Genomic DNA, 23,422 nt, shown 5'->3' on the forward strand with positions numbered 1-23,422 from the left:
GTGGTGGCGGTGGGGTTGGAATGATTCGTCTTCTGGTGGCCGGCAAAAGACATTTTATTTCGTGCTGGGCAGTTTCGTCGTTTGACAAGCTGGGGGAAGCTACGTCATGATCTGGCTGAGCGGATACCGGACAGCGCGACGGGGGTTCCGTGTTGCGCACGCAGCCCCGGCAGGAGGAGCTTGCCAGCAATGGCGGGGTCGGGGCTGCGGATTCGCATTGATCAGCCTTTTCGGTATTTTCCCCTTGGCCGTCGCCGCCAGCGCGGAGCCTTCTGCCGTTCGCATCGCGGTGCCTTCCGGGCGGCAGGTCTCGTTGCAGGAGGTCCGGCTGGACGACACGCCCGGTGCGCTCTGGGCGCGGTTTCGCTTTCTGGCGCCCGAGCTTGGCAAGGCGGCAACCGTGTCGGAGGATATCGACGATCTCTGCGAGAACTTTGTCCTGCCTTATCTGGCGGCGCATGATCTCACCCCGGAACGGGTGGTGATTTCTCTGGCCGACCGCGTCGTGCCCTTCGGTGAAAGCGACCCCGACGCCACCCAGGTTTTCGAGGCCTACAGGCCGGAGAAAATCCGCTGCATTTGGGAAGGATTTTGACGATGCTACAGGATATTGCGGGTCAAAGCGCAGGTTCCCTCCCGGCTGCGACATTGCCGCCACAGCGGCTTCGGACGCTTGGGCATGGATGTTCTTCCTCACGGCTTTGCGATAGACTCAGCGCGGGCCACGGGACAGTGGCCGCCATTATGAGGCTGTGGCGGGCAGGGCAGTTCCGCTCTGTCGGTTTCACGACCGCAAACAGGAGAACCAGATGTCGAAGAGCATCCTATTCCTCGCCATGGTTGGCTTCGTTGCCAGCCTGGCTGCCTGCAACAAGGCACCCGAAGAAGACTATGTCGTGGTCCAGCCCGCACCGGTTTCGGTCGAGCCGACTTTCAAGAGCAAATACTGAGATTTGCGCGGGGCCGGCCCGTCGGCCGGTCCCGACGTTGCCGGCCGCGCGCCTCGTTCAGGAGGAGCGGCCATGCTAAAGCATCGCGGCTTTCCGGGCCGACTGCCCGGCACCGATTATCAATTCGTCATCCGTCGCGCCAATCCCAAGGGGGTCACCCCGTTGACCCAGCGCGAGCGTTTTCCCGACCGCCGGCCGGGCGACCGCCGCGCCGACGCCGCCTTCATGCAGGCGCTGTGGGATCAATTCGGCGATGAACCTTTCGAACGCGGCAATCTCGACGCCGGCCGGCTGAGCTGGCTGTTCGGTCGCGAGGTGGTTGCCGCGGAAGATCCCTTCGATCCCGTCAGTTACGAGGCGCTGCTGCGGATCGACGTCGATGTGGCTGAGCAGAGCTTTCCGGAGATCTTCGGATGACCATCGGCGGCTTTTCGCAGGCGCAAGGGGCAAACCGGCAGGAACCGGCCCAAAGCGGGCAGGGCGATGCCGTGCTCTTGGCGTTGCCCGGCGCTTGCGGCAGCCTGCCGGGGACGGTGCGCCACTGTGTACCGTTTCATCTGTTCCGAACCTTACCTATGCACGGGCAGACTCCGGCTTTTGTCCGGGATCTGTCCGTTTTTTCGTCCGCATTTCCTGAGGTTGCATCTCGGCGGGTGTTTGCCGAGATCACGGCGCCGCGACTGCCGGTAATTGCCTGCCCCTCCGCTCTGGCGGATAGTCTTGGCCACGAAAACCACAAGACAGGTAGAGCAGCATGCGTAAACTCAAGTTACTGGCCGTCGTGCCCTGCGCACTTCTGGCGCTGGCAGGGTGTCTCCAAAATGACGGGCAGCGGGCAATCGCGGGCGCCGCGATCGGCGCTGGCGCGGCCAGCGCGACACACAACAACGTACTCACCGGCGCTGCGATCGGCGCGGCGGGTGGTGCGCTGTGCAACGACGTCGGTCTTTGCTGATCTGAATGCACCGCGGGCGGCGACGCCTGCCGGACAGCTATCCGAGGCCATCGGGGCGCATCGTCGCCCCGGTGGCCTTTGTTTTGTTTCGGGCCGGCCGCTTGGCTGCCGGCCCCGCACTGGAAGGGACTGGAATGTTCAATAAAATCCTGATCGCAAACCGGGGCGAGATCGCCTGCCGGGTCATCAAGACCGCCCGCAAGATGGGGATCAAGACGGTGGCCGTCTATTCCGACGCCGACAAGCATGCGCTGCATGTGAAGATGGCGGACGAGGCGGTGCACATCGGCCCGCCGCCGGCGAACCAGTCCTATATCGTGATCGACAAGATCATGGCCGCGATCCGGGAAACCGGCGCCCAGGCGGTGCACCCGGGCTATGGATTCCTGTCCGAGAACCCGAAATTCGCCCAGGCGCTCGAGGCCGAGGGCGTGGTCTTCGTCGGCCCCCCGGTCAAGTCGATCGAGGCGATGGGCGACAAGATCACCTCGAAGAAGATCGCGCAGGAAGCCGGCGTTTCGACCGTCCCCGGTTACATGGGGCTGATCGCGGATGCCGACGAGGCGGTGAAGATCTCGGGCGAGATCGGCTATCCCGTCATGATCAAGGCCTCGGCCGGCGGCGGCGGCAAGGGCATGCGGATCGCCTGGAACGATCAGGAGGCCCGCGAAGGCTTTGAAAGCTCGAAGAACGAGGCGGCGAACTCCTTCGGCGACGACCGGATCTTCATCGAGAAATTCGTGACTCAGCCGCGCCACATCGAAATCCAGGTGCTGTGCGACCAGCACGGCAATGGCGTCTATCTGGGCGAGCGGGAATGTTCGATCCAGCGCCGCAACCAGAAGGTGGTCGAAGAGGCGCCGAGCCCCTTCCTGGACGAGGCGACCCGCAAGGCGATGGGCGAACAGGCGGTGGCCCTGGCCAAGGCCGTGGGCTATGCCAGCGCCGGCACGGTGGAATTCATCGTCGACGGGGCGAAGAACTTCTATTTCCTGGAAATGAACACCCGCCTGCAGGTGGAACATCCGGTGACCGAGCTGATCACCGGCATCGACCTGGTGGAACAGATGATCCGCATCGCGGGGGGCGAGCCGCTGTCGTTCACCCAGGACGACGTCAAGCTGACCGGCTGGGCGATCGAGAACCGGCTTTACGCCGAAGACCCCTACCGCAACTTCCTTCCGTCGATCGGTCGGCTGACCCGCTATCGTCCGCCGCTGGAGCATGCCGCCGGCCCGCTGCTGAAGAACGGCAAATGGCAGGGGGATGCGCCCGCCGCAGCCACCGCGGTTCGCAACGATACCGGCGTCTTCGAGGGCGGCGAGATCTCGATGTACTATGACCCGATGATCGCCAAGCTCTGCACTTGGGCGCCGACCCGGGCCGAGGCGATCGAGGCGATGCGTGACGCGCTCGACGCCTTCGAGGTCGAAGGCATCGGTCACAACCTGCCGTTCCTCTCGGCGGTGATGGACCATCCGAAGTTCGTCGCCGGCGAGATGACCACCGCCTTCATCGCCGAAGAATATCCCGAAGGCTTCGACGGGGTGGCGCTGCCGGAACTGGCGCTGCGTCGGATCGCCGCCAGCGCCGCGGCTATGCACCGTGTCGGCGAAATCCGCCGCACCCGGGTGTCGGGCCGGATGGACAACCACGAACGCCATGTCGGCGAGGATTGGGTCGTCAGCCTGCAGGGCGAGGACTTTCCGGTCAAGATCGCGGCGGATCACCAGGGGTCGACCGTGACCTTTGCCGATGGCTCCGAGCATCGGGTCTCCAGCGCCTGGACCCCGGGCGATCAGCTGGCCGAGATCAACGTCGATGGCGGCAAGCTGGTGCTGAAGGTGGGCGAGATCACCCAGGGCTTCCGCATCCGCAGCCGTGGCGCCGATCTGAAGGTGCATGTGCGCACCCCGCGTCAGGCCGAGCTGGTCAAGCTGATGCCTGAGAAGGTGGCCCCCGACACTTCGAAACTGCTGCTCTGCCCGATGCCCGGCCTGATCGTGAAGGTCAACGTCGAGGTCGGCGAAGAGGTGCAGGAAGGTCAGGCGCTTTGCACCGTGGAGGCGATGAAGATGGAGAACATCCTGCGCGCCGAGCGCAAGGGCATCGTCGCCAAGATCAACGCCGCCCCGGGCGACAGCCTGGCGGTGGACGAAGTGATCATGGAGTTCGAATAACCCATGACGGGGCTGGCGTCAGATCGTCAGCTTTCGGCTCCGGCGCAGCGATGCGCCGGGGCGGCAGGCCGTGCCTGCCGGGCCTATTCCCTGGGTTGGCCGCGCCGTTCCTCGACCTCGCGCTGGCGCAGCGGCGTCTTGTCGATCGAGCGGGTGATCTCGCGCACGCTTTGCGGCGAGGGGCGACGCAGCGCCACCGTGCCATCCTTGTCGATCAGCACCACCTGGAACCCGCGCGGGCGCAGCTTCTGCCGCGCCGGGCTCTGGCCGCTGGGGTCGGTGTCGGTCAGCACCACGACGTCGCGCTCTGCCAGGGTGGCGAGTTCGGCCCGCAGCATGTCGATCTGGTCGATGTACCGCGGATCGTTCGGCGTGTCGGCGAAGATCACCACCGGCCGTTTCAGCCAAAGGAACTCGGTCAGCGCTGTTTCAGCCGCCGGCCGGATCAGGGCAGGGGCGGCCGCATCGGTGGCTCCGGCCTCCTGCGCCAGGGCGGAAAACGGAATTAGTGCTGAAAGAACAAAGGCAAGAATGCGGGTCATGCGGTCTCCTGTCGGGGGGAATATAGACGCCTTCCCGGGGATTGCGACCGGCGAATGCCGCGCGAACCGCAAAAATTTTAACGTTAATCGCTTCGTCAGGGGTTGGGCATGACAGTGATCCCATTTCCCGCAAGACGGCCGGCTGGGGCGGCCGCCAGACGAAGGATCAAGGCGATGGACGTTATTTTACATCTTGGCGCGCATCTTTGCGCGACGACGACATTTCAAGACTACATGTGGTGTAATTCCGCCCGCTTGAAACGAGATGCGCTGCAGGTCTGGGGGCCGCGCCGCACCCGGGCCGGGGTGTTCTGGGGCGTGCTGCCGGGAGCCGGTGGGCGCCCCAGCGCCGATGCGATCCACCGCGGGGTGGGGCGGATTCGCATGAACCTGGCCCAGTGCGAGGCGGCCGGCACCACTCGGCTGATCGTCAGCGACGCCGCGATCATGGGATCGCTGCGCGCCAACCTCAGGATGGGCGATCTCTATTGCGGCTTGGGCGAACGGCTGGCGCGGCTGGCGCCGGCCTTCGACGGCTACAAGATCACCCTGGCGCTGAACATCCGCGCGCTCGACGCCTATTGGGCGGCGGCGCTGTCGCAGGCGATCACCCGTGGGGCCGGCCTGCCGGCGGCGGGGATGTTGGCGCGGCTGGCAGCCAACCGGCGTGGCTGGCGCGATGTGATCGAGGAGGTGGCCTGTGCCCTGCCGGACGCCGATCTGATCGTATTGCCCTATGAAACCTTCGGCGGCCGCCCCGAGGCGCAGCTCGAGGCGCTGACCGGCGAGCCGGCGCCGCGCACCCATGCGCGCGGCTGGCTGAACGCCACCCCCCGGATGGCCGAACTGCGCGCCTGGCTGCCGCCGGCCGAGGCGGCGCTGCTGCCGTCGGGGAACGAACGCTGGCAGCCGTTCAGCGAAAGCCAGGCGGCGGCGCTCAGGGAAATTTATGCCGATGATCTGATGTGGATCACCGGCGGCGCTGGCGGGCTCGCCCGGCTGGCGGAGGATCCGGACAGAAAACGGGCGTCGGGCGTGCCCCCGTCGTCCCTGGAATTGACAAGAGGAAGACGCGATGACGAAGAAATTGGACGACTGGCGGGCGCTGGCTGAGAAAGAGCTGCGCGGCAAGCCGGTCGAGACGCTGGACTGGACCACGCTGGAAGGCATCGAGGTCAAGCCGCTTTATACCGAGGAGGACACCGCGAGCCTGCCGCATATGGGCACGCTGCCGGGGTTCGCGCCCTTCACCCGCGGGGTGAAGGCCACCATGTACGCCGGCCGTCCCTGGACCATCCGGCAATACGCGGGCTTCTCGACCGCGGAGGAATCGAACGCCTTCTATCGCCGCAACCTGGCCGCCGGTCAGCAGGGCGTCTCGGTCGCCTTCGACCTGGCCACCCACCGCGGCTATGACAGCGATCACCCGCGCGTTGTCGGCGACGTCGGCAAGGCCGGCGTCGCGATCGACTCGGTCGAGGACATGAAGATCCTGTTCGACGGCATCCCGCTCGACAAGGTGTCGGTGTCGATGACGATGAACGGCGCGGTGATCCCGATCCTGGCAAACTTCATCGTCACCGGCGAGGAGCAGGGCCACGACAAGGCGCTGCTGGCGGGCACCATTCAGAACGACATTCTGAAGGAGTTCATGGTCCGCAACACCTATATCTATCCGCCCGAACCCTCGATGCGGATCATCTCGGACATCATCGAATACACCTCGAACGAGATGCCCAAGTTCAACTCGATCTCGATCTCCGGCTATCACATGCAGGAGGCCGGCGCGAACCTGGTGCAGGAGCTGGCCTATACCCTGGCCGACGGGCGCGAATACGTCCGCGCGGCGATGAACGCCGGCATGGATGTCGACAAGTTCGCCGGCCGTCTGTCGTTCTTCTTCGCCATCGGCATGAACTTCTTCATGGAGGCCGCCAAGCTGCGCGCCGCGCGGCTGCTCTGGCACCGCATCATGACCGAATTCGGCGCCAAGAACGAACGCTCGAAGATGCTGCGCACCCACTGCCAGACCTCCGGCGTGTCGCTGCAGGAACAGGACCCCTATAACAACGTGGTCCGCACCGCTTACGAGGCGCTCTCGGCCGTGTTGGGTGGCACCCAGTCGCTGCACACCAACGCGCTCGACGAGGCGATCGCCCTGCCGACCGATTTCTCGGCCCGGATCGCGCGCAACACCCAGCTGATCCTGCAGGAAGAGACCGGCATCACCCATGTGGTCGATCCGCTGGCCGGCTCCTATTACGTCGAAAGCCTGACTGCGCAGCTCGCCGACGAGGCCTGGAAGCTGATCCAGGAGGTCGAGGAGATGGGCGGCATGACCAAGGCCGTGGCCTCCGGCATGCCGAAGCTCAGGATCGAGGAAACCGCCGCGCGCCGTCAGGCGATGATCGACCGTGGTGAAGAGGTGATCGTCGGGGTCAACAAGTACCGCAAGGACAAGGAAGACCCGATCGACATCCTCGACGTCGACAACGTCAAGGTTCGCGAAAGCCAGATCGCCCGGTTGGACAGCATCCGCGCCACCCGCGATCAGGCCGCCTGCGACGCCGCGCTGGCCGAACTGACCCGGCGCGCCGAAGAGGGAGGCAATCTGCTGGAGGCTGCGGTCGAGGCCGCGCGCGCCCGTGCAACCGTTGGGGAAATCAGCATGGCTATGGAAAAGGTGTTCGGCCGTCACCGCGCCGAGGTGAAGACGCTGGCCGGTGTCTATGGCGCCGCCTACGAGGGCGACGAAGGCTTCGCCGCGATCCAGAGGGACGTGGAGAAATTCGCCGAGGACGAAGGCCGCCGGCCGCGGATGCTGGTGGTCAAGATGGGCCAGGACGGTCACGACCGCGGCGCCAAGGTGATCGCCACCGCCTTCGCCGACATCGGTTTCGACGTCGACGTGGGCCCGCTGTTCCAGACCCCGGAAGAGGCGGCGCAGGACGCCATCGACAACGACGTGCACGTTGTCGGCATCTCGTCCCAGGCCGCCGGCCACAAGACGCTGGCGCCGCAACTGATCGAGGCGCTGAAGGCAGCGGGTGCCGAGGATATCATCGTGATCTGCGGCGGGGTGATCCCGCAGCAGGATTACCAGTATCTCTACGACCACGGCGTCAAGGCGATCTTCGGCCCGGGCACCAATATCCCGCATGCGGCGCAGGACATCCTGCGGCTGATCCGCGAGGCGCGGAAGTGATCGGCCAGACCGGCCAAAGACTGACAGCACTGGCCGCCGGCGCCCTCTGGGCGCTGGCGGTGGTGATTCTGCCGGGGGCGCTGGGGTTGCCCTATCTGCCGGCACCGGTGGCCTTGCCCGGGGCGCTGGTGGCGCCGGGGCTGGTGCTGGCGGCGATGATGCTGGCGCGCTGGATCGGCTGCGGAGGCGAGCGGTTGGCCGCGGCCCTTACCGAGACGGTCGGGCAGATGGTCCTCGCGCTGGCGCTCTGGCCCTTCGTGGCGATGACCCAGGGCGGCTGGCTGGCGATCCTGCTGGGCGCATCGCTCGCGCTGACGCGCCTCTTGGCCTGGGTCGCGCCCGGGTCCGTCCTGCGCGGGCTGGCCTTTGCCGCAAGCCTGCTTCCCACCCTCTTCGCGGCGCTCTGGGCGGTGGGTCGCTGGGCGCTCTGATTGGTGCGTCCCTTGTCGCGGCGCCTGCGGCGGCCTAGCCTCGGGCGATGACCCCAAGGCGAAAGGCCCGTCCCATGCAGCTCGATCATCTCGCGGTCTCCGGCGAAACCCTGGAGGAGGCCGCCGCCGCGGTCGAAGCGGCGTTGGGCCTGCCGATGCTGCCGGGCGGGCAGCACGATGTCTTCATCACCCACAACCGCCTGCTGGGCCTGGCCGACGGGCTCTATCTCGAGGCGATCGCGGCCGATCCATCGCGCGCCGCACCCTCGCGGCCCCGCTGGTTCGATCTGGACAGTTTCGCCGGCCCGGCGCGGCTGACCAACTGGATTTGCGCGACCGATGATCTCGATGCCCTGTTGGCGGCCCTGCCGGTCGATGCCGGCACCCCGGTGGCGCTGAGCCGGGGCGATCTGCGCTGGCGGATGGCGGTGCCCGCCGATGGCCGGCTGCCCTTCGACAATCTGTTCCCGCCGCTGATCGAGTGGCAGGCGGGCCTGCATCCGGCCAAGCGGCTGCCGGATACGGGCTGCCGGCTGCGCCGGCTGATCGTCACCCATCCCGAGGCCTTGGCGCTGCGCGACCTTCTGGCGCCGCATCTGTCCGACGCCCGGCTGATCTTTGAACCGGGCCCCGCGGCGCTGCGGGTCGAGATCGAGACGCCGCATGGTCTGCGTCTGCTGGGCTGATCGCGCCGCCCTTTGACGCGATCGGGGGCCGCTGCTGAAAATTCTCCGCCTTGGGTCGTTCGCCGCACCTGACAGCCGGTCGCGGGCGGGCTAATCTGCCCCCATGTCCATCTGGTCCCGCATATCCGACGCGCTCAAGGCGCTGAGCCAGGGCGAAAGCCTGACCGAGGTCTTCGACCGCCTGCGCACGCCGCCGCAGCGCAGCGTCGGCTTTGCCATCGCGGTGATCGCGCTTGGTGCCAAGATGGCCAAGGCCGATGGCCAGGTCACAAGGGACGAGGTGACCGCCTTTCGCGAGGTGTTCCAGATCGCCCAGAAGGACGAGGCCGGGGCGGCCCGGGTCTTCAACCTGGCCCGGACCGACGTGGCGGGCTATCGCGAATATGCCCGGCGCATCGCTAAGATGTTCGAGAACGACCGGGAAACCCTGTGCTATCTGATGGAGGGGCTGTTCCACATCGCCATGGCGGATGGCTTCTATCACCCTGGCGAGAACGAGTTCCTGTTGGAAGTGGCGGAGATCTTCGGCCTGACCCCGGCGCAGTTTCAGGCGCTCAGGATGCGCTATGTCCCCGATGCCGAGGCGGATCCTTATGCGATTCTGGGGGTGGCCCCCGATACGCCCTTGCCCGAGGTGCGCCGCGCCTATCGCGAGATGGTGCGCAATTTTCACCCTGACCGGATGATCGCCAGGGGGGTGCCCTCCGAGGCGATCCGTCTGGCGGAAAAGCGGATGGCCGAGATCAACCGCGCCTGGGCCGAGATCAGCGGAGATCAGGATGCGGTTCGCCACCTATAATGTCGAATGGTTCGCCAATCTCTTTGATCAATCCGACGATCTGATCATGGATGAAGGCCCCTCCGGGCGCGAAGGGGTGAGCCGGGCCGATCAGACCGAGGCCTTGGGCAAGGTCTTTACCGCGCTCGACGCCGATGCGATCATGGTGATCGAGGCGCCGAATACCGGCAAGCATCAGAACGGCATGCGGGCGCTCGAGCATTTCGCCAAGGCCTTCGACCTGCGCCAGCGCCGCGCCCTGATCGGCTTCGCCAACGAGACCCATCAGGAAATCGCGCTGCTCTATGATCCCGACGCGCTCAGCGTGCGGCACGACCCGCAGGGGGAGGAGACCGGCAGGAAGGGCGGTGTCGGCGCGCCGCGGTTCGACGGGGTGTTCCGGATCGACCTGGACAACGACGGCAACGAAGATCTGGTGACCTTTTCGAAACCGCCGCTGGAACTCGCGGTGAAGACCGCGGCGGGAACCCAGCTGCGGCTGATCGGGGCGCATCTGAAATCCAAGGCGCCGCATGGCGAATCCACGCCCGAGGGGATGATGCGCGCCTCGATCGCCAACCGGCGCAAGCAATTGGCGCAGGCGATCTGGCTGCGCCGCCGGATCGACGCCTGCCGCAACGCAGGGATGCCGGTGATCCTGATGGGCGATCTGAACGACGGTCCGGGGCTGGATGAATTCGAGGATCTCTTCGGCCGCTCCTCGGTCGAAATCCTGCTGGGCGACGATATGGTCGATCCCAATGCCCACAGGGCCTTGCAGCCGCATGCGCAGTCCTTTCCGACCACCTCCCGGTTCTTCCTGCCGGGGCAGGGGCGCTATCTGCATGCGCTGCTGGATTACATCATGGTGTCGCAGGATCTGATGTCGCGCCGACCGGCCTGGCGGATCTGGCATCCCTTCGAGGATGAGACCTGCTATGCTATGGTGGAGTTGCGCGAGGCCCTGCTGACGGCTTCGGACCATTTTCCAGTGACATTGGAGATCGAGATTTGACCCTTATCGCCGCGCTCCGTCCTGCCTATATGGGACGTATGAAACGGATGATCCCCCTTGTTCTGGCCGCGGGTCTCGCCACCTTTCCCGCCCTCGCGGAAGAGGCGGGCGAGGACAGCAAGTCGCTGATGAGCCGGGGCTTTGGCATGTTCATGGACGGGCTGCGTCAGGAGATGGCGCCGGCGATGGACGATCTGAAGGACATGGCCGAACAGGTTGGCCCCTCGATGCGGTCCTTCCTGCAGGAGATGGGGCCGGCGCTGGCCGGGATGATGGATCAGGTCAAGGATTGGACCCGCTATTACCCGCCCGAGATGCTGCCGAACGGCGATATCATCCTGCGCCGTCGCCCCGAACCCAAGGCAACTCCGAAACCGGAGCCGGAGCCGGGGCCGGCGACACCGGACAACTCCGTGATCCCCGAAGGCGGGACCGACATCTGATCTGGCACGGTCGGGGCGTCAGTCACGGATGGTGACGGTCGCCTCGGCGCCCAGCGATTGCGCCAGCGACATCAGCCGGGCCTGCGCCACCTCGCCATAGAGCGGGCGGGCCTCCTGCGGCAGCGACAGATCCAGCCGGTGCCGCTTGGGCTGCCAGGTCAGCGTGCCCATGTCGGCATCGGGCTTCATCAGGAACATTGCGCCAAAGCGCATCGCCTTGCCGAGGATTTCGGCCTGCTTCTGCATCTTTTCGTCCAGCAGGCTGTACATCGGTTCGAACCGCGTGCCCTCGCGCTTGTTGCGATAGCGATGCTGCAGCGCCAGCCCCAGGAACACCCGTTCGGAATGCTTCATCCCGCCCATATTGGCCCGGGTGGCAAGGTCGAAACAGACCTCGGCGCGATAGTCGGGATGGGCGCGCCAGCTCACGTCATGCAGCAGGCAGGCGGCCTTGATCAGCCGGAGCTGCAGGTTCTGCGCCTGTGGGAACAAGGGCAGCACGAAGCGGAACAGCGTCTTGCCGAAACCCGGCATGCGGGCATCCTTGGCTTCGGCGAAATAGCAGGCTTCGATCAGCGGGTCGCGGTCGCGCAGCCGCTGCGGCATCTGTTCATAAAGGAGCCCCTCGCGGATACCATAGCTTGAGATCGCGATGTCCTTGGGCTTGAAGCTGCGCACCAATTGGCTGAGCACGTCGATCGCATAGGGCACCAGCGCCATCCGCGCCGAGGATATCCCGGCCTCGCTACGCAGGGCGTTGAGATCGCTGGTCTCGATATAGCGGGCGGTTTCGCGCACCGATTTCGAGGTCATCCGGTATTCGTGCAGCACCTTCAGCGGATAGCCGCGCCGGGTCATGTCAAGCCGGGCGATGGCGCGCCAACTGCCACCGACCAGGAACAGCCGGTCGCGTTGCGGTCCCATCCGGGCGGCCAGATCCTCGACCACCGTCTTGATATGCGCCTTGCGACCCCGCTGGCCGCCGGCGATGTCCTGAAGTTTCAGCGGGCCGAGCGGAGAGGTGACGCGGCGCCCCACGGTGCCGCCCGAGATCTCGGCCAGCTCCATCGAGGAGCCGCCGATATCGCAGATCAGCCCATAGGCGCCGGGCCAGCCCAGAAGCACCCCCTGCGCCGACAGCCGCGCCTCTTCCTCGCCGTCGATGACCCAGATCTTCAGCCCGGTCTCGCGCAGCACCTCGGCACAGAATTCCAGGCCGTCCTCGGCATCGCGCACTGCGGCGGTGGCCACCACCGACAGGGGCGGCAGATCCATGCCCTCGGCCAGATGGCGGAACCGGCGCAGCGCGCTCAGGGCGCGAATCCGCCCTTCGGGGTTCAGCCGCCCGGTCTCCGACAGGCCGGCACCGAGCGCACACATGATCTTCTCATTGTAGAAATAGGCCGGCGAACGGGCGGCGCCATCGAAGACCACCAGCCGGACCGAGTTCGAACCGACATCGACCACACCAACCCGCGACAGCGCGCGGGAGCTTGGGTCGTTGAACAAGGGGCGACCGAACGGCCCCCATTCGGGGTGTTCGATGTCCGGGTTTAGGGTCATGGCTTTCCCTGGTCTGTGGTCTTGAGGATGCGGGATCGGGACATCAGGGTCAATTGCCTTGATGCGCCCGCGGCTGTTCGGGTTCGTCTAGCTCCAGCGTGGGCGTGCCCAGCAGCCTCGCCGCCAGAGCCCGGGTCAGGGTGCGCCCCTCGGCGAGGGCGGCGCGGTCCATCCGCTCGACCATCTCGGCGGCGGCGGCAAAGGTGCGGTCGAGCCGTTGCACCAGATAGGGGATCACATCCGGCTTGGGGGCCAGCTGGCGATCGGCGAAAAGCTTGGTCAGCACCGCCGCCAGCAGCGCGTCGTCGGGGGGCGTCAGGCCGATGTGCTGGGCCGATTGCATCCGGCTTTGCAGGTCAGGCAGGCTGAGACCCCAGAGCGTCGGGTCGCGGCGCCCGGTCAGCAGCAGCGGCTGCCCGTCGCTGAGCATCAGATTGTAGAGGTGAAACAGCGCCTTCTGCGCTTCCATGTCCTGGGCGATCTCGGGCACGTCCTCGATGGCGGCGGGGCCCTGGGCCAGATCTGGAACATCCTCTTCGCGCAGCTCGCGGGCCGAGACGATGCGGGCGCCGGCGCGGCTGGCCCAGACATGGGTCAGATGGGTTTTTCCCGATCCCTCCGGTCCCGACAGCACCAGCCGGCCACCGGGCCAGGGGGTGGGGCTTTCCACCATGACGACGGCCAGGGCGTTGGCGGGCGACACGAAGAAATCGTCGCGGCCCAAAGCCTGCCGGATCGGCAGATCGAAGCTGAGCTGTTCGGCCATCTTACTCGACGTCCTGATCCTGATGCGTCAGCCCGCGATAAAGCAGGCTCAGGCGATATTGCTGAACGCCGAAGCGGGCCAGCACGCCGAGAGAGGCGGCGACCGGCACAGCGACCAGCATGCCGACAAAACCGAACAGCGTGCCGAAGACCGAAAGCGCCAGCAGCAGCCAGACCGGGTGCAGCCCGACCGAACCGCCAACCAGCTTGGGCGTCAGGAAATTGCCCTCGGCCACCTGACCCAGCACGAAGATGCCGGCGACCAGGCCGATCGACAGCCAGTCGCCCCAGAACTGGAACAGCGCCAGGCCGATCGCCAGGGTGCCGCCGATGATCGCGCCGAGATAGGGGATGAAGGTGACCAGCCCGGCGATCGCCCCGACGATCAGCCCGAACTGCAGCCCGACGATCATCAGCGCCACCGCGTAATAGGTGCCGAGGATCAGACAGACCGTGCCCATGCCGCGCACGAAAGACGACAGGGTGGCGTCGATGTCGCGCGCCAGCCGGCGGATCACCGGGGCATGGTCTCGCGGCAGAAGCTCGTCGATCTCGGCGACCATGCGGTCCCAGTCGAGCAGCAGATAGACCGAGACCACCGGCACGATCACCAGCAGCATCACCAGGCTCAGCGCTGATCTGGCCGAGCCGAGCAGGGTTTGCACCACTTCAAGGGCGCGGGATTTCAGCGTTTCGCCCAGCGAGGCCAGCGCCTGATGCGCCTGCGATCCGCTGTCGAGCAGGGAGGGGAAACGGGTGTCGATGAACTCGCGCAGGTTCTGGAACAGTTGCGGCAGGATCTGCGCCAGGTCGATCAACTGACCCACCAGCATCGGCACCACCAGCAGCCCCAGTACCACGAAAAGCAGCACCGCAGCGATCGAGATCACCGCCGTCGCGGCCAGCCGCGACAGCCCCAGCCGCTCCAGCCGGTCGGCGATCGGGTCGATCGAATAGGCGATGGCGCCGCCCAGCACGAAGGGCAGCAGCACGTTGCCGAGGAACCACAGCACCACCGCGAACACCGCCAGGGCGATGCTCCAGTATCTGACCTGATCCCGTACTGGCAGGGCCATCCGCGCTCCTCATCTGCGTGTCTTTCCATCGCCCATCGGGGCGGCCGTTGCAACCCTGCGGTGCCTCCGCCGCACCGCCTTGCCGATTGCCTGACCGCGCGGATTGGCTTAGACCCGGGAAAACGCTCTATCCTAAGGAACTCCCATGCGCCTGAGCCGCTATTTCCTGCCCGTTCTGAAAGAAAACCCCGCCGAGGCCCAGATCGTCAGCCACCGCTACATGCTGCGCGCCGGCATGATCAAGCAGCAGGCCGCCGGCATCTATTCCTGGCTGCCGCTGGGGTTCAAGGTGCTGCGCAAGCTGGAGAACATCGTCCACGAGGAACAGCAGCGCGCGGGTCATATCCCGCTGCTGATGCCGACGCTGCAATCGGCGGATCTGTGGCGCGAGTCGGGGCGCTATGACGACTATGGCGAAGAGATGCTGCGCATCAAGGATCGCCACGGGCGTGACATGCTCTATGGGCCGACCAACGAGGAGATGATCACCGACATCTTCCGCACCTATGTGAAGTCCTACAAGGATCTGCCGCTGACGCTTTACCATATCCAGTGGAAGTTCCGCGACGAGATCCGGCCGCGGTTCGGCGTGATGCGCGGGCGCGAGTTCTTCATGAAGGACGGCTATAACTTCGACCTGACCAAGGAAGACGCGCTGCACGCCTATAACCGCCATCTGGTCAGCTATATCCGCACCTACGAGCGGATGGGGCTGCAGGCGATCCCGATGCGGGCGGATTCCGGCCCGATCGGCGGCGACGATACCCATGAATTCCTGGTGCTGGCCGATACCGGCGAGTCGGAAGTGTTCTACGACAGCGCGGTGACCGACATCCGGCTGGGTCAGCGCGAGATCGACTATAACGACAAGGCGCAATGCCAGGCTGTCATGGAAGAATTCACCGCGCTCTATGCTCGCACGGACGAAACTCATGACGAGGCGCTGTTCAACCAGATCCCCGAAGCGCGCCGGCGCAGCGCCCGCGGCATCGAGGTCGGTCAGATCTTCTATTTCGGCACCAAGTATTCCGAGCCGATGGGGGCGACGGTGCAGGGGCCGGACGGCAAGCAGGTTCCGGTGCACATGGGCAGCCACGGCATCGGGGTGAGCCGTCTGGTCGGCGCCATCATCGAGGCCAGCCATGACGACAAGGGCATCATCTGGCCGGAAGGCGTGACGCCGTTCCATTGCGGTCTCGTCAATCTGAAACAGGGCGACGAGGCGGCGGATGCGGCCTGCGAGCAGATCTATGCGGCGCTGACCGCGGTGGGGCTGGAACCGCTCTATGACGATCGCGACGAGCGGGCGGGGGGCAAGTTCGCCACCATGGATCTGATTGGTCTGCCCTGGCGGATCACCGTCGGCCCGCGCGGGCTGAAGAACGGTGTGGTCGAGCTGACCTGCCGCCGCACCGGCGAGAGCCAGGAGCTGAGCCCGGAAGAGGCGGTCAAGAAGGTGGCCGAAATCTATCAGCCGCATCAGGCGGCCTCGCCGCACTGGCAGCCGATGGCGAACCGGTCGTTCCACACCTGGCTTTGATCCGGCTGGCGGCGGTGGCCGCCGCTTGAATGTCTTGCAAAGAAGCAGCAGGGGCCGGTCCATCAAGGGCCGGCCCTTCGTTTGCTCAGGGGCGGCGGCAGAGGGTGCCGCAGGCGATGCGCCCGGGCAGCGGGCGTACTGCCGGGCGGCCAAGCCGGGGGGCGAGATCGCGCAGCCCGGCGCCGACGAAGCGCATCGAGCACAGGCAATCCCCGTCGCGGGTTAGGCAGAGCCGGCCGTTGAGGAAGGCGAGCCCGTAGCCATGCGCCGCAAGCGCCTGCTCCAGCGCCGCCCAACTTGGGCTGGCCGCGATCAGCGGTTGCAGCCAGCCGCGCAGCAGGGCGGCCGCTTCACTGTCGATTATGGGATGATCAAGGTCGGGCGGCAGGGCCGGTCCCGGCAGCCCGGTCGGGCTGGCGCTGTGCGAATTGGGAAGCATCGTCTCCTCCATACCAATCTCCCCTCCTTGTCTTGAACCGACAAGTCTGGCGCGGTTTAGGCAGCAGACAAGGTTTACTTGTAAGGAAAGGCGATTGCAGGGGGAAATTGTGGCAAAAAAAATCGTGATCGGAAAGTTATCCACATTTTGTCCCCAGTGCGGAAACTGAATGGCTGGCGGAGGGAGACCTTGGGGAAACCGGCGGGAAAACGCGTGAAGCGGGCGGGGAAGGCATGGGCGGGGCGATCCGGCCTTGACCGTCCCCGGTCGCTCGCGCAGGGTCGCGCCGACATCAGCAGGATGGAGATCATGGCCGGCCATACCGCCCCCTTTGCCCCTTTCGAATGGATGATTGCCTGGCGCTATCTCAGGGCGCGGCGCGCCGAGGGCGGTGTCAGCGTGATGACCTGGATCAGCCTGATCGGGATCACCCTGGCGGTCTTCGCCCTGATCGCCACGCTGGCGGTCCGCTCGGGCTTCCGGTCGGAATTCGTCGGAACCATCCTGGGCGCCAATGCCCATGTGACCATCTATGGCCCCGGACGGGTGACCGATCAGGGGGCCTTCGACCGCACCATCCCGGAGTATCAGGCGATGGCCGGGCGACTGGCGGCGGTGCCGGGCGTGACCCGGGCGGCGCCGACGGTGCGCGGGCAGGTGATGATTTCCTATCGCGGGCGCAATTCGGGGGTGGAGGTCTATGGCATCACCCCGGCCGATCTGGCCAGCCTGCCGGCGATCGCAGATGGCGAACACGCGCAGGGCGATCTGGCGGATTTCCCGGCCGGCATCGCCATCGGCTCGGGCGTCGCGCGCGAGCTGGGGGTGATGGTCGGTGACCGGATCAAGCTGATCTCGCCCGATGGGGTGAAGACGCCGATGGGCACCAGCCCGCGCGTCAATGTCTATACCGTCACCTATATCTTCAGCGCCGGGCGCTGGGATATCGACCGCACCCGCGCCTATCTGCCCCTGGCCGAGGCGCAATCCTATTTCAACCGCGAGGGGGTGGCGGACGAGATCGAGGTGATGGTCGCCGATCCGGCTCATGTCGAGGCGATGATCCCGGCGCTGCGTCAGGCGGCGGGCGAAGAGGCGCAGGTCTGGACCTGGCGCGACGCTTCGGGCGGGTTCCTGCGCGCGCTGCAGGTCGAGGACAACGTGATGTTCGTGATCCTGTCGATCCTGGTGCTGATCGCGACGATGAATATCGTCTCGGGGCTGATCATGCTGGTCAAGAACAAGGGCCGCGACATCGGCATCCTGCGCACCATCGGGCTGAGCGAGGGCTCGGTGCTGCGCATCTTCTTCATCTGCGGCGCCTTCACCGGCATCATCGGCACCGCCATGGGGGTGGTGCTGGGCTGCCTGTTCGCCATCTATATCGACCCGATCTTTTCTTTCGTGAACTATGTGGCGGGCGGCGGCGTCTGGGACCCGGCGATCCGCGGCATCTACTCGCTGCCGGCAGAGCTGCATTTCTGGGATGTGATGAAGGCGGTGATCCTGTCGCTGGGGCTGTCTTTCATCGTGACGATCTTTCCGGCCCGCCGGGCGGCGCGGCTGAACCCGGTGGAGGCGCTGCGCTATGAGTGATGCGGTGTTGCGGCTTGAGGGGCTGACCAAGGGCTATCTGCAGGGCACGCCGGGCGCGGTCGATGTGTTGCGCGGCGTCGATCTGGTGCTGAACGCCGGCGAGACGGTGGCACTGGTGGCCCCCTCGGGGGCAGGCAAATCGACGCTTCTGCATATCGCGGGGCTGCTCGACACGCCCGACGCGGGGCGGGTGGAGATCGCCGGGCAGGACATGACAGGGCGGTCGGACCGGCTGCGCACGGCGGTGCGGCGGCGCGATGTCGGCTTCATCTATCAGTTCCATCACCTGCTGCCCGAGTTCACCGCGGCCGAGAACGTGATCCTGCCGCAGTTGGCCAATGGCCTCGGGCGCAGGGCGGCTGCGGCGCGGGCGGCGGAGCTGCTGGCGCGTGTCGGGCTGAGCGCGCGGGCCGATCACCGGCCGGCGGAGCTGTCAGGCGGGGAACAGCAGCGCGTGGCCTTCTGCCGGGCGATGGCCAACGGGCCGAAGCTGTTGCTGGCCGACGAGCCGACCGGCAACCTTGATCCCGAAACCTCGGACCGGGTGTTCGACGTGCTGATGGCGCTGGTGGCCGAGACCGGGCTCGCCGCGCTGATCGCCACCCACAACATGGAGCTGGCGGCGCGGATGGACCGGGTGGTGCGGCTGGAGGCTGGGCTGGTGCGCCCGGCCTGAGCTTTCGCCGCTGCCCGGCGTGGCTTTCGCCGCGATGCTGGGCTATGGTGATGTCCTGTAGGAGCGTGATATCCTTCGGGAAACTGGGAGCCCCCCCATGCGAGTCAGTCACTGTATCACCGGCGTGATCGCCCTGAGCCTTGCCGCGCTCTCCGCGCGGGCGGAGGAGAGCAGTGTCATGGCGCGACGCGGGGCCGAGCTCTATGCCGTCCATTGCGCTACCTGCCACGGGACCGAGGCCACCGGCCGCGGGCCGATGGCAGGGGCGCTGGCAATCGCGCCAACCGATCTGACCGCACTGGCCGCAGATGGCGTCTTTCCGGTCGAGCGGGTGGTGAGGCGGATCGACGGCACCGATCCCCTGGTCTCCCACGGCAGCGCCATGCCGGTCTATGGGCCGTTCTTCGAGGGCAAGGGGCGCGCGCTGCGCCTGCCTGACGGGCGGCAGATCATGACCAGCCAGCCGATCGTCGATCTGCTGGCCTATCTCGAAACTCTTCAAAGCAAGTGGCAGGCCCTTCGATGACCATTGACCGTTTCCTGATCGTTCTTCCCGTTCTGGCCGTGTTGGCCGCCTGTATCGCCGCCGAGCAGGATCATATGCCGGGGCCGCAGGAGGGGGAGGAGATTTTCGCCAACAATTGTACCGCTTGCCATGATTATCGCGGTGAGGGGGGCATGCTGTCGGCGGGGGTGGCGGCACCGGATCTGACGCGGATTTCCCTGCGCAACGGTGGTGAGTTCCCGCGTGCCCGGGTGCTGTCGCAGATCGACGGCTATGGTCGCGGCAAAGCCAAGGATGTGATGCCCGAGTTTGGCTCGCTGCTTGAGGGAGAGTTGGTGCCGGTCGAGGTCGAGGGCATGATGACGCCCACGCCGCGCCCCCTGGCGGCGCTGCTGGCCTATCTGGAAAGCATCCAGGTCAAGAGCTGAGGTCGGTCGTGAGGCCGGCCGGGGGCGGGGGCTCTGCCCCCACGGCCTACGGCCTCCCCCGGGATATTTGCAGCTAGAAAAAAGCGGGGTGAGCGGCGCCCGGAAAATGGTCCAGTGGACCGTTTTCAGCCGCGAACGGGCGTAGCCCAGGGGAGGCGCCCGGAAAATGGTCCAGTGGTCGCCTGGCGGGAAACCATTCCGCCGAAGTGCTTTCTGCTCCGTCTCATGTCAGGCGCGAACAATCCAGAGCCAGAGGCGCGGCAGATCAGTCGCAGATGCCTTTCAGTTCGACCCCGCGCCAGGGCAGCACCACATCGCTCTGGCGGCTTTGCGGCAGCGGCGCCACTGGCATGGCGCCGGCCAGCATCGCGTGCAGCCGCTTCGTGCGCGAGGCCTGCGGGGCGAGGGAGCGGCAGCAGACGTATTCCTCCATGATCGCGCCCTGTTGCTCGTAGCCGAAGCTGAGGAAATCTGGCGCGCCCTTCAGATCGAACAGATAGGGGTCGTCGGTGCCGCGGTGTTCGGCGGCGGCGCGGAACGGGCTATAGCCGGTCTTCGTGCGGTTCTGCCATTGCCAGACATGCGTCATCTCATGGGCGAGGAGCATCGCCTCGCTGAGGTAGAGAATGCGCGGGTAATGCGGCAGGTAATCGGGCAGATACCAGTCGCGGGTGAAGAGAATATGGTTGAAGAAGGTCACCGCGGCGGGTTTGGCGGTGACGATCTCGCCCGTCTCGGGCGGCATGATGCGTTCGCGGCAGGTCAGACGCGGGCGCGGTTTGCGCTGGAAGGTGATCGAGGTGAGGGGGGCGCCCTTGACCAGCCGCACGCGGCTGAGATCGGTGGCATCGCCCTGCAGGGACTCGGCAAAGGCGATCTCCTGCGGGGTGAGGCGGCGGCCGCAGCCGCTGATCGTCACCAGCACCGCGAGGAGGAGGCTGAGGAGCAGGCGGGTCATCAGATCAGAGGCTCATTGCCAGGGTGCGGCTGATCTCGGTGAGCGAGCGGCCGGATTGCTCCATCCAGGTGTTGAAGGCTTGCTGCACCTGGCGGAGCGCGGTTTTCGAGGTGGCCGGCTTGTCGATCACCCCTTCGGCGATCAGCCGGGCGGTGACATCGCGCGACAGGATGAAACTGTCACGGCCGGCAAAGCGCATCGCATATTGCCCGGTCGTGCCGCCGAGCCGGGCGCCTTCGGTGCGCAGCAGGTCGAGAAGCCCGATGTAATCGGTCGAGGGCCAGCCGCCCAGGACCGCACCGGCGCCGCCCCGGTCGTGCAGGCGCAGCAGGAAGGCGGCATTTTCCCGCACGGTGGCGAGCTTGGCGCCATTGCGCACCACCTTGGGGTCGCGCAGGATGGCGTCGAAGCGATCCTCGTCCATGAAGGCGCAGGCGGCGGGGTCGAAATGGTCGAAGGCGGCCTCGAAACCGTCCCATTTCGCTTCGATCACCTTCCAGTTGAAGCCTGCCTGGAAAATGCATTTCGTCATCACCGACAGCCAGCGGTCGTCGGGCAGGCGGGCCAGATCCTCCGGCGGCAGCGGGCGGGTCAGCTGCGCCTCCAGCGCCTCGGCGCCGCCGTGGCGGTCGGCGGCGATGGCGAAGATGTCATCGAAGCTGCGCATGGGCTCAGCCGGCAAAGAAGGTGGCGGTGGCGGTGGCGACCGGCTTGCCGCTGGTCTCCTCTCGCATCTCTGCGCGGGTGAAGACCAGAGATTTTCCGGCGCGCACCACCTCGGCCCGGCACAGGATGGCGGTGCCGACCCCGGGGCGCAGGAACTGGGTGTGCAGATCGGTGGTGGCAAAGGGGCGCGGTTCAGGGAAATGCGCGATGATGGCGAGTGCCATGGTGGTATCGGCCAGCGCCGCCAGCGCCTGACCCGAGACGATGCCGCCGACGCGGGCCAGATGATCGCCCAGTGGCATGCGGATCAGCACATGGTCGCTGCCGACCTCGATCACCTTGAGGTCGAGCGCCTGCACCCAGTCGGCGAAGTTCTCGGCGAAGATTTTCTGGGCGATGTCCGGGGTCATGGCGGGCCTTTCTGTCGTGTTCCGGCCGACCCTAGCTGGCGGGCGCGGGCGGCGTCGAGGCGATTCGACGCCTGCGGGCTGCTGGCGGGGCGATGGGCAAGCTGATAAGGCTGGGGCACAGAGGGAGGGCTGCCGATGCATCTGGCCTATGTTCTCAACCCCGAGCGGGGGGCCGCCGATCTGTTGCTGGCGGGATTCGCCGATCGCCTGCTGGCCGCCGGCGTGGTGCTGGCCGGGGTGGTGCAGCACAACAGCGACGGGGCAGAGGGCTGCGCCTGCGACATGGACCTGCGGCTGCTGCCGGGCGGCGGGGTGATCCGGATTTCGCAATCGCTCGGCGCCGGGTCGCGAGGCTGCCGGCTTGATACCTCCGCTTTGGAGACGGCGGTGGGGGCGGTGCAGCCGCTGCTGGATCGGGCGCCGGAACTGCTGATGATCAACAAGTTCGGCAAGCACGAGGCCGAGGGGCGCGGGTTCCGGCCCGTGATCGGCGAGGCGCTGGCGCGCGGCATTCCGGTGCTGCTGGGGGTCAATGACGGCAATCTGCCGGCCTTCCTGGCCTTTGCCGGCGATCTGGCTGAGGCGCTGGAGCATGATCCCGCCGCGCTCGATGCCTGGTTCGCGCGCATTCGCGGCGACGGCGCCTCTTCGGCATGACCCCTCGCGCAGCTTGCCGCTTTATCCCGGGCCTATCATCGCGTAACGCTCTGCCCGCCGCATGGGACGGCCGGAGGAGGATTGATTATGCGTGTGCCCTATAGCCGTCTGAGTCGGGCGGAGCTGGACCGGCAACTGTCGCCGAGCCTGTCGGCCAAGGATTTCATGAGCGTTCTCACTCGGCACGAGGAGATGACCGCGGCGTTGCAGGGGGCGGAGGATCTGCGGCGCTGGACCGATGTGGCCTATGGCGAGGGGGCGCGGCAGAGGTATGACGTGACGGCGCCGGCCACTGACGCGGGGGCGGGGCTGCCCTGTCTGGCCTTCATCCATGGCGGCTTCTGGCAGGAGGGGTCGAAGGCCGGGGCCGGCTTTGCCGCGCGGGGCTATGCCGAAGCCGGCTGGGCACATGTCGCGATCGGCTATACCCTGGCGCCCGAGGCGACATTGGCCCAGATCCTGGCCGAGATCGGCACCGCCCTGCGCCATCTGCGTGCCCATGCGGGCGATTACGGCATCGACCCGGACCGCATCGTCCTGGCCGGCCATTCGGCGGGCGCGCATCTGGCGGCCTCGGTCCTGGCTGGTCTGGCGGGAGAGGATTTGCCGGCGGCGCTGGCGGGCTATGTGCTGATCAGCGGCGTCTACGATCTGGCGCCGGTGGCGGCCTCCTATGTCAACGACGCGGTGGGGATGACCCCGGCGGATGTCGAGGCATTGTCGCCGCTGCTCTATCTGCCGGCGGCGGATCGGCCGGTGCATCTGATGATCGGCGCCGATGAACCCGAGGCGTTCCGCCGTCAAAGTGATGCTCTGGCGGCGCTCTGGGGGCGGGAGCTGAAGCGGATCAGCCTGGAGCGGTTCGCTGGCCGGGACCACTTCGACATTCTCGACGAACTGGCGCCCTCGGGCTCGATCACCGCGCAACGCATTGCCCGGATGGTCACGGCGGGCTGAA

The 23,422-nt window shown here is 66.5% G+C and carries 27 protein-coding genes; 19 read left to right on the forward strand and 8 right to left on the reverse strand.

Annotation, left to right across the window (positions count from 1 at the left end; translation table 11 throughout):
* Positions 1 to 106: 106 nt before the first annotated feature.
* From ACN0V4_RS14685 to ACN0V4_RS14705, 5 genes are all read left to right on the forward strand, one after another.
* Positions 107 to 595 (forward strand): DUF6497 family protein, encoded by a 489-nt coding sequence (locus tag ACN0V4_RS14685; protein ID WP_417677374.1) that lies wholly within the window; start codon positions 107 to 109, stop codon positions 593 to 595.
* A 214-nt stretch (positions 596 to 809) separates the two neighbouring features.
* Positions 810 to 950 carry a hypothetical protein gene (locus ACN0V4_RS14690; protein ID WP_417677376.1) on the forward strand — a complete coding sequence of 47 codons (141 nt, stop codon included), beginning with the start codon at positions 810 to 812 and terminating at the stop codon, positions 948 to 950.
* Between the two features lie 72 nt (positions 951 to 1,022).
* Positions 1,023 to 1,367 carry a hypothetical protein gene (locus tag ACN0V4_RS14695; protein ID WP_417677378.1) on the forward strand — a complete coding sequence of 115 codons (345 nt, stop codon included), beginning with the start codon at positions 1,023 to 1,025 and terminating at the stop codon, positions 1,365 to 1,367.
* Between the two features lie 337 nt (positions 1,368 to 1,704).
* On the forward strand, positions 1,705 to 1,905 hold the full coding sequence (locus tag ACN0V4_RS14700) for a hypothetical protein (protein WP_417677380.1): 201 nt from the start codon (positions 1,705 to 1,707) through the stop codon (positions 1,903 to 1,905).
* 134 nt (positions 1,906 to 2,039) lie between these two features.
* The gene (locus ACN0V4_RS14705) at positions 2,040 to 4,085 is read left to right on the forward strand and encodes an acetyl-CoA carboxylase biotin carboxylase subunit (RefSeq protein ID WP_417677382.1); all 2,046 of its coding nucleotides are present in this window, start codon (positions 2,040 to 2,042) and stop codon (positions 4,083 to 4,085) included.
* Positions 4,086 to 4,168: 83 nt separating this feature from the next.
* Here ACN0V4_RS14705 and ACN0V4_RS14710 read toward each other — a convergent pair whose 3' ends face one another.
* The gene (locus ACN0V4_RS14710) at positions 4,169 to 4,627 is read right to left on the reverse strand and encodes a DUF4174 domain-containing protein (protein WP_417677384.1); all 459 of its coding nucleotides are present in this window, start codon (positions 4,625 to 4,627) and stop codon (positions 4,169 to 4,171) included.
* Positions 4,628 to 4,882: 255 nt separating this feature from the next.
* On the opposite strand from ACN0V4_RS14710, the gene ACN0V4_RS14715 reads away from it, so the two are divergent.
* The 7 genes from ACN0V4_RS14715 (at position 4,883) to ACN0V4_RS14745 (ending at position 11,185) form a co-directional block, all read left to right on the forward strand.
* A complete protein-coding gene (locus tag ACN0V4_RS14715; RefSeq protein ID WP_417677385.1) occupies positions 4,883 to 5,740 on the forward strand; it encodes a hypothetical protein in 858 nt (285 codons plus the stop codon).
* Positions 5,703 to 7,832 (forward strand): methylmalonyl-CoA mutase, encoded by a 2,130-nt coding sequence (gene scpA, locus ACN0V4_RS14720; RefSeq protein WP_417677387.1) that lies wholly within the window; start codon positions 5,703 to 5,705, stop codon positions 7,830 to 7,832. Before ACN0V4_RS14715 ends, scpA begins: the two co-directional genes overlap by 38 nt.
* Positions 7,829 to 8,263, forward strand: coding sequence for an MAPEG family protein (locus ACN0V4_RS14725; protein WP_417677389.1), 435 nt, complete (start codon positions 7,829 to 7,831; stop codon positions 8,261 to 8,263). Before scpA ends, ACN0V4_RS14725 begins: the two co-directional genes overlap by 4 nt.
* Before the next feature lie 74 nt (positions 8,264 to 8,337).
* Positions 8,338 to 8,949 carry a VOC family protein gene (locus tag ACN0V4_RS14730; protein WP_417677391.1) on the forward strand — a complete coding sequence of 204 codons (612 nt, stop codon included), beginning with the start codon at positions 8,338 to 8,340 and terminating at the stop codon, positions 8,947 to 8,949.
* A 103-nt stretch (positions 8,950 to 9,052) separates the two neighbouring features.
* Complete coding sequence (locus ACN0V4_RS14735) at positions 9,053 to 9,748, forward strand: TerB family tellurite resistance protein (protein WP_417677393.1); 696 nt, start codon at positions 9,053 to 9,055, stop codon at positions 9,746 to 9,748.
* Complete coding sequence (locus ACN0V4_RS14740; RefSeq protein ID WP_417677395.1) at positions 9,729 to 10,742, forward strand: endonuclease/exonuclease/phosphatase family protein; 1,014 nt, start codon at positions 9,729 to 9,731, stop codon at positions 10,740 to 10,742. The genes ACN0V4_RS14735 and ACN0V4_RS14740 overlap by 20 nt, the downstream gene beginning before the upstream one ends.
* A gap of 47 nt (positions 10,743 to 10,789) precedes the next feature.
* Entirely contained in the window at positions 10,790 to 11,185 is a 396-nt protein-coding gene (locus ACN0V4_RS14745) for a hypothetical protein (RefSeq protein WP_417677397.1), read from the forward strand.
* An 18-nt stretch (positions 11,186 to 11,203) separates the two neighbouring features.
* Here the strand turns inward: ACN0V4_RS14745 and ACN0V4_RS14750 are convergent, their stop codons facing one another.
* Genes ACN0V4_RS14750 through ACN0V4_RS14760 form a run of 3 tightly spaced genes read right to left on the reverse strand, consistent with a single transcriptional unit; the run spans position 11,204 to position 14,589 of the window.
* Positions 11,204 to 12,748: a Ppx/GppA family phosphatase gene (locus ACN0V4_RS14750; protein ID WP_417677399.1), complete on the reverse strand. Its 1,545-nt coding sequence runs from the start codon at positions 12,746 to 12,748 to the stop codon at positions 11,204 to 11,206.
* Between the two features lie 49 nt (positions 12,749 to 12,797).
* Positions 12,798 to 13,514, reverse strand: a complete 717-nt coding sequence (locus ACN0V4_RS14755; protein ID WP_417677401.1) for a DnaA ATPase domain-containing protein — start codon at positions 13,512 to 13,514, stop codon at positions 12,798 to 12,800.
* A gap of 1 nt (position 13,515) precedes the next feature.
* Complete coding sequence (locus ACN0V4_RS14760) at positions 13,516 to 14,589, reverse strand: AI-2E family transporter (RefSeq protein WP_417677403.1); 1,074 nt, start codon at positions 14,587 to 14,589, stop codon at positions 13,516 to 13,518.
* A 145-nt stretch (positions 14,590 to 14,734) separates the two neighbouring features.
* Here ACN0V4_RS14760 and proS point away from each other — a divergent pair, with 145 nt between their 5' ends.
* Positions 14,735 to 16,129: a proline--tRNA ligase gene (gene proS, locus ACN0V4_RS14765; RefSeq protein WP_417677405.1), complete on the forward strand. Its 1,395-nt coding sequence runs from the start codon at positions 14,735 to 14,737 to the stop codon at positions 16,127 to 16,129.
* Positions 16,130 to 16,214: 85 nt separating this feature from the next.
* Here proS and ACN0V4_RS14770 read toward each other — a convergent pair whose 3' ends face one another.
* A complete protein-coding gene (locus ACN0V4_RS14770; RefSeq protein ID WP_417677407.1) occupies positions 16,215 to 16,580 on the reverse strand; it encodes a hypothetical protein in 366 nt (121 codons plus the stop codon).
* A 297-nt stretch (positions 16,581 to 16,877) separates the two neighbouring features.
* Here ACN0V4_RS14770 and ACN0V4_RS14775 point away from each other — a divergent pair, with 297 nt between their 5' ends.
* The 4 genes from ACN0V4_RS14775 to ACN0V4_RS14790 all read left to right on the forward strand — a co-directional run bounded on the left by ACN0V4_RS14775 (position 16,878) and on the right by ACN0V4_RS14790 (position 19,773).
* Positions 16,878 to 18,164: a lipoprotein-releasing ABC transporter permease subunit gene (locus ACN0V4_RS14775; protein ID WP_417677409.1), complete on the forward strand. Its 1,287-nt coding sequence runs from the start codon at positions 16,878 to 16,880 to the stop codon at positions 18,162 to 18,164.
* On the forward strand, positions 18,157 to 18,840 hold the full coding sequence (locus tag ACN0V4_RS14780) for an ABC transporter ATP-binding protein (RefSeq protein ID WP_417677411.1): 684 nt from the start codon (positions 18,157 to 18,159) through the stop codon (positions 18,838 to 18,840). Before ACN0V4_RS14775 ends, ACN0V4_RS14780 begins: the two co-directional genes overlap by 8 nt.
* A 97-nt stretch (positions 18,841 to 18,937) precedes the next feature.
* Positions 18,938 to 19,366: a c-type cytochrome gene (locus tag ACN0V4_RS14785; protein WP_417677413.1), complete on the forward strand. Its 429-nt coding sequence runs from the start codon at positions 18,938 to 18,940 to the stop codon at positions 19,364 to 19,366.
* Entirely contained in the window at positions 19,363 to 19,773 is a 411-nt protein-coding gene (locus ACN0V4_RS14790) for a c-type cytochrome (protein ID WP_417677415.1), read from the forward strand. Before ACN0V4_RS14785 ends, ACN0V4_RS14790 begins: the two co-directional genes overlap by 4 nt.
* 265 nt (positions 19,774 to 20,038) lie before the next feature.
* Here ACN0V4_RS14790 and ACN0V4_RS14795 read toward each other — a convergent pair whose 3' ends face one another.
* From ACN0V4_RS14795 to ACN0V4_RS14805, 3 genes are read right to left on the reverse strand one after another with little or no spacing between them, the layout of a single operon-like run.
* A complete protein-coding gene (locus ACN0V4_RS14795; protein ID WP_417677417.1) occupies positions 20,039 to 20,731 on the reverse strand; it encodes a hypothetical protein in 693 nt (230 codons plus the stop codon).
* A 4-nt stretch (positions 20,732 to 20,735) separates the two neighbouring features.
* Positions 20,736 to 21,398 carry a DNA-3-methyladenine glycosylase I gene (locus ACN0V4_RS14800; protein WP_417677419.1) on the reverse strand — a complete coding sequence of 221 codons (663 nt, stop codon included), beginning with the start codon at positions 21,396 to 21,398 and terminating at the stop codon, positions 20,736 to 20,738.
* Positions 21,399 to 21,402: 4 nt separating this feature from the next.
* Complete coding sequence (locus ACN0V4_RS14805; protein WP_417677421.1) at positions 21,403 to 21,807, reverse strand: PaaI family thioesterase; 405 nt, start codon at positions 21,805 to 21,807, stop codon at positions 21,403 to 21,405.
* 135 nt (positions 21,808 to 21,942) lie between these two features.
* Here ACN0V4_RS14805 and ACN0V4_RS14810 point away from each other — a divergent pair, with 135 nt between their 5' ends.
* Positions 21,943 to 22,464, forward strand: a complete 522-nt coding sequence (locus ACN0V4_RS14810; RefSeq protein ID WP_417677423.1) for a DUF2478 domain-containing protein — start codon at positions 21,943 to 21,945, stop codon at positions 22,462 to 22,464.
* Between the two features lie 87 nt (positions 22,465 to 22,551).
* Positions 22,552 to 23,421, forward strand: a complete 870-nt coding sequence (locus ACN0V4_RS14815) for an alpha/beta hydrolase (RefSeq protein ID WP_417677425.1) — start codon at positions 22,552 to 22,554, stop codon at positions 23,419 to 23,421.
* The last annotated feature ends 1 nt before the right edge of the window (position 23,422 follow it).

Source organism: Pseudodonghicola sp. (assembly GCF_048268305.1).
Classification (GTDB): domain Bacteria; phylum Pseudomonadota; class Alphaproteobacteria; order Rhodobacterales; family Rhodobacteraceae; genus Pseudodonghicola.